The sequence below is a fragment of the Pseudomonas sp. HMWF006 genome (assembly GCF_003061205.1).
In the GTDB taxonomy this organism is placed as follows: domain Bacteria; phylum Pseudomonadota; class Gammaproteobacteria; order Pseudomonadales; family Pseudomonadaceae; genus Aquipseudomonas; species Aquipseudomonas monsensis.
In genome coordinates this window covers 1-4,743 of the sequence record NZ_QAIU01000237.1, presented here as the reverse complement: position 1 = coordinate 4,743, position 4,743 = coordinate 1, and the positions used below count along the sequence as shown (strand labels likewise).

The window sequence follows — 4,743 nt, the reverse complement described above, 5'->3', positions numbered from 1 at the left end:
GCCAAGGCAAATCGTGGCGGCCGTGGCGGTCGAACCAGTCCAGCACCGCCGTGGAAAACTGCTCCGCTCTCATCGCTTGAACAGCCCCTTCAATGCGTTTTTCAGTTCCGGGCTGACTTTGTCGCCCAGTTTCTCGTCGAGCTTCTCGCTGAGCTTGTCGCCGGCCATTTTTGTCGCGACCTGGCCCAGGCGTTCGTTGTCCACGCGGCAGGCCTTGGCGCCCAGTTCCAGCGGGCCACGGCAGCGCAGCGGCCATTCGATGCCGACGAATTTCTCGCCGACCTGGCAGGCCGGATCCGGCATGGCACTGGTGTCGCCTTCGACGATGATGCCGACGCGGTAGTCCATGCCGAGTACGCGCAGGTCGATATCGCCGTCACCGTTAACCGTCATGCCCGGGATGCGCACCTTCAGGTCCGGGTTGCTGGCGATGCCGTTGCGGAATGTCAGGTTGCCCTTGAGCTCCTGGAACGGCGTGTCCTTGCCCCGTGGCTCGCCGCTGAGGGTTTTGCGGTTGAGGGTGGCGATGCCTTTGCACAGTTGCTGTTCAAGGTTGGCGTTGAGCAGCACGCCGTTGTTGATCACGAAACTGGCGTTGCCGTTCAGGGTTTCGATCAGTGCCTGCTGGCTGTTGCCGCTGCCGGTGAGATTGCTGGTGAGGGTCACCAGACCTTTGACGGGCGGGTTCTTGCCCTGGCTTTCGAGGATTTTCTCGACGGGCACACGGTTGATTTTGGTCGTCAGGTTCAACACCGGTGCACTCGGGCGCACATCGAGGGTGCCGCTGGCCTCGAAACCGCCGTTATACAACTCACCGCTGAGGTTGCTCAGGGTCAACAGACCGCCCTGGCCGCTGGCCTTGAGTGCGGCGTTCTGGATCGGCAGTTTGTCGAGGGTCAGTTGGCCGAACGTCAGATCGGCATCCACATCCAGTTTGGCCAGACGCTCGACCGGCAGCAGGCGCTCGGTGCTCCAGGCGCTCTTGCTCGGTTTTTCCGGCAGCGGCGTGGAACCGGCACCGGCCATGGCATCGGCTTCGGTGCTGGCAACTTCGGCCTGACGCACTTGCGTGGCGTTTTTCGCCTGGTCCGATTTCGGCGGCAGGTAACGGTCGACGTTAAAGGTGTCGGCTTTGAGGGTCGCGCGTAGCGACTGCCTGGCGAAGTCCTCGACGGCGATGCGACCGCTGAAGCTGCTGTCGTCGAGTTTGAGGTTGATGTTGTCGAGGGCGACGCTGGTCGGAGTGGCCGCCACGCGGCTGACCAGTTCGACCATGCTCAGGCTGCCTTCGGCCATCGCCGGCAGTTTCTGACCGATGCTGTCGACGAACTTCGCCAGATCGAACTGGGCGATCGACAGGCCGCCGGTGATCTGCGGCGTCTTGTCGAGGTCATTGGCCTTCAGTTCGCCCAGTGCGCGCAGCTGGTTGGCGGAGATCTTGATCCCGGTCCATTCGGCGACGTTCGCCGCTTTATCCAGCAGCACCTGGCCTTGAGCGGAGAAGGTCATGGTCTTGCCTTGCAGCGGATCGCCGGTCAGTTCGCCGGACAGTTTCATGTCCTCGAACTTGTAGCGTTGCAGGGCGCGCTCGATGCGCAGCTCGCCATTGAGCTCGGTGCGCACCCGCAGCACAGGCTGATTGGTGCTGAGGAACGCTGTGGCTTTGAGCGGAATGTTGGTCGAATCATGTACCGCGCCGGTGCTCAGCTGGATGCTCTCGGCGCTGAATTGCTTGCCGGTCTGCTCGTCGTTGTATTCAACGCGGGCGTTGTTGACGGTCAGGCTGTCGATGTCGAGGCGGATCGGCTGCGGTGGTTTTTCCGGCTGCGCGGGGGCTTCGGCAGTCGGTGCGCTGGCGGGAGCAGGGCTGCCGGCAGGTGCGGCGGGCGTCGGCAATTTGCCGATGTCTTCCCAGTTGCCGTGGCCGTTCTTGTCGCGTTTCAGGCGCAGGTTCAGGCCTTCGACCCGCACATCGCTCATCTGCACTTCACGGCGCAACAGGGGCAGTACGCGCACGGACAGGCCAAGCATCTGCAGATCGGCATACGGTTCGGCAGGATTGATCAGCGTGGCGACGCTGGCTTCGTGCAGTTCCAGGCCGAGCCACGGGAACAGGCTCCAGCCGATATCGCCATTGAGCGTCAGCTCGATGTGGGCCTTGTCACGGGCTATCTGGCGAATCTCGTCTTTATAGTCGTTGGGATCGAAGAGGTGGGTCAGGGCAAAGCCTGCCGCCACAATGATCAGCAACAACCCGAGAAGTACCAGACCCAGGATTTTGCCGAACGCTTTCATGGGCGAGTCCTTGTAGTTAGTCGAATTCGTAATTTAGCCGGGGAGTATAGCGCTGCATCCACCCGGTTCGGGGCGCCGTCATCTCGCTATTACTTCCAGTGGCACGTGCAATTTGGCCGCCAGCGCCTGCGCTTCAAGGTGTCCGGCGGGTGCCAGCAGGCGCAGTTCCGCCCCCGCTTGCGACGCCATTTTTTGCGCTTGGTTCACCAGCCGCTCGGCAACTCCGCGACGCCGGGTAATTTTCCGCACACATAAATGGGACAGATGCCAAACGCCGTGGTGCCTTGTCAGGCGCCCGGCACCGAGCAGGCGATCATTGAAACGTCCGGCAATCAAACAGCCGTCAGCGAGGGCGTTTTCGATCAGATCGGCCGCGCCGGTGAACGGTGCGAACAGCCATTGCGGCGCATCGCGATAGATTTTCTGCAAATCCTGCTGATCCTGATAACTGGCGTCTTCAAGCGTTTGAACGATGACAGGCATGATTTTTCCGTTTGTGAAGCGCTATGCAGGAGCCGCTGCAGGCCGCGATCTGTTGCCGTTGGTGATTTCAAGAATGATCAAACGATCGCAGCGTTGTGCAGTGCCTGCAGGTAAGGAGATCAGGTGACATGAAAAAAGGTGATATCAGTTTGGTTTTTCTGTCACGTGCAAATGGTAACCTTCGCCCGTTCGTCCGTCCTTCTGCGACTTAACGTCGCGCCTTCAAGGAGCTTCACCCAAAAAAACGGTCATGCCTGCGTGCATAAAGGCCGGGGGTGAGCAGTGGCTGGCGAACCATACTAATAATTGGGGGATACACAATGAGCACGAGCATCACGGCGGACGGCCTTCGCGCCGACCAGCCTGCGTTCCTGTCCAAGGAACGCATCATCGCCAAGCCCGGTTTCAACCGCTGGCTGGTACCACCGGCCGCTCTGGCCATCCACCTGTGCATCGGCATGGCCTACGGTTTCTCGGTGTTCTGGCTGCCGCTGTCCAAGGCGCTGGGCGTCACCGCTCCAGTGGCTTGCGCACCGGACATGAGCTTCATCGCACAAGTGTTTTCGTCGCAATGTGACTGGCCGATCTCGATGCTCGGCTGGATCTACACCCTGTTCTTCATCTTCCTCGGCTGCTCGGCAGCCATCTGGGGCGGCTGGCTGGAACACGCCGGCCCACGCAAGGCCGGTGTGGTATCGGCACTGTGCTGGTGCGGCGGTCTGCTGATTTCGGCGCTGGGTATCTATACCCACCAGATCTGGCTGATGTGGATCGGCTCCGGCGTGATCGGCGGTATCGGTCTGGGCCTGGGCTACATCTCGCCGGTCTCGACCCTGATCAAGTGGTTCCCGGACAAGCGCGGCATGGCCACCGGCATGGCAATCATGGGTTTCGGTGGTGGCGCGATGGTCGGTGCACCGCTGGCGACTGCGCTGATGAGCCACTTCGCTTCGCCGGCCGGTGTCGGCGTCTGGCAGAGCTTCGTCGCCATGGCTGCGATCTACTTCGTGTTCATGATCGGTGGCGCCCTGGCCTACCGCGTGCCGCCAACCGGCTGGAAGCCTGAAGGCTGGACCGCGCCGGCGAAGAAAGCGTCGAACGCGATGATCACCCACCGTCACGTGCACGTGAATGTGGCGTGGAAAACCCCGCAATTCCGTCTGGTGTGGCTGGTGCTGTGCCTGAACGTGTCCGCCGGGATCGGCATTCTGGGCATGGCCTCGCCGCTGTTGCAGGAAGTGTTCGGTGGCCGCCTGCTGGGTGTTGACGTGCCGTTCGGCCAACTGGATGCCGGGCAACTGGCTTCGATTGCCGCAATTGCTGCCGGTTTCACCGGTCTGCTGAGCCTGTTCAACATCGGTGGCCGGTTCTTCTGGGCGTCGTTCTCCGACTATCTGGGTCGCAAAAACACCTACTTCGTGTTCTTCGCCCTGGGTTTTGCCCTGTACGCATTGATCCCGAACCTCGGTCACCTGGGCAACGTCGCGCTGTTCGTGGCGGCGTTCTGCATCATTCTGTCGATGTACGGCGGTGGTTTCGCCACGGTGCCGGCGTATCTGGCCGACCTGTTCGGTACGCAGATGGTGGGTGCGATCCACGGTCGTCTGCTGACCGCCTGGGCGGCAGCCGGTGTGCTCGGTCCGGTGTTGGTGAACTACCTGCGTGAGTACCAGTTGAGCATCGGCGTTGACCGCGCGGCTGCCTACGACATCACCCTGTACATCCTCGCCGGCCTGCTGGTGCTGGGCTTCCTGTGCAACCTGCTGGTTCGTCCGGTGGCCGACAAGTACTTCATGACCGACGCTGAACTGGCTGCCGAACAGGCGCTGGGCCACGACAAAGGTGCTGACGCGACTACGGTTCTGGAGTGGAAAGCCGCGCCGGGCAGCAAGCCGTTGGCCGTCGCAGCATGGCTGGTGGTGGGGATTCCGTTGGCGTGGGGTGTGTGGGTGACCCTGCAGAAAA

General features: G+C 61.7%; 4 protein-coding genes. 1 reads left to right on the top strand and 3 read right to left on the bottom strand.

Annotation, left to right across the window (positions count from 1 at the left end; genetic code table 11):
- From DBR24_RS31845 to DBR24_RS09515, 3 genes are all read right to left on the bottom strand, one after another.
- On the bottom strand, positions 1-73 hold a 73-nt coding region (locus tag DBR24_RS31845; RefSeq protein ID WP_256591367.1), incomplete at its 3' end, for a hypothetical protein.
- Positions 70-2,295, bottom strand: coding sequence for an AsmA family protein (locus tag DBR24_RS09520; RefSeq protein ID WP_128614598.1), 2,226 nt, complete (start codon positions 2,293-2,295; stop codon positions 70-72). The genes DBR24_RS31845 and DBR24_RS09520, both read right to left, overlap by 4 nt.
- A gap of 78 nt (positions 2,296-2,373) precedes the next feature.
- The gene (locus tag DBR24_RS09515; protein ID WP_123470639.1) at positions 2,374-2,778 is read right to left on the bottom strand and encodes an acetyl-CoA sensor PanZ family protein; all 405 of its coding nucleotides are present in this window, start codon (positions 2,776-2,778) and stop codon (positions 2,374-2,376) included.
- Positions 2,779-3,098: 320 nt separating this feature from the next.
- Here DBR24_RS09515 and DBR24_RS09510 point away from each other — a divergent pair.
- A partial coding sequence (locus DBR24_RS09510) for an OFA family MFS transporter (protein ID WP_128614597.1) occupies positions 3,099-4,743 on the top strand: 1,645 nt, incomplete at its 3' end.

Bases quoted from the DNA above. Each gene is read 5' to 3' on its own strand.
- DBR24_RS09520 (WP_128614598.1), bottom strand. From the start codon at position 2,295: ATGAAAGCGTTCGGCAAAATCCTGGGTCTGGTACTTCTCGGGTTGTTG.
- DBR24_RS09515 (WP_123470639.1), bottom strand. From the start codon at position 2,778: ATGCCTGTCATCGTTCAAACGCTTGAAGACGCCAGTTATCAGGATCAG.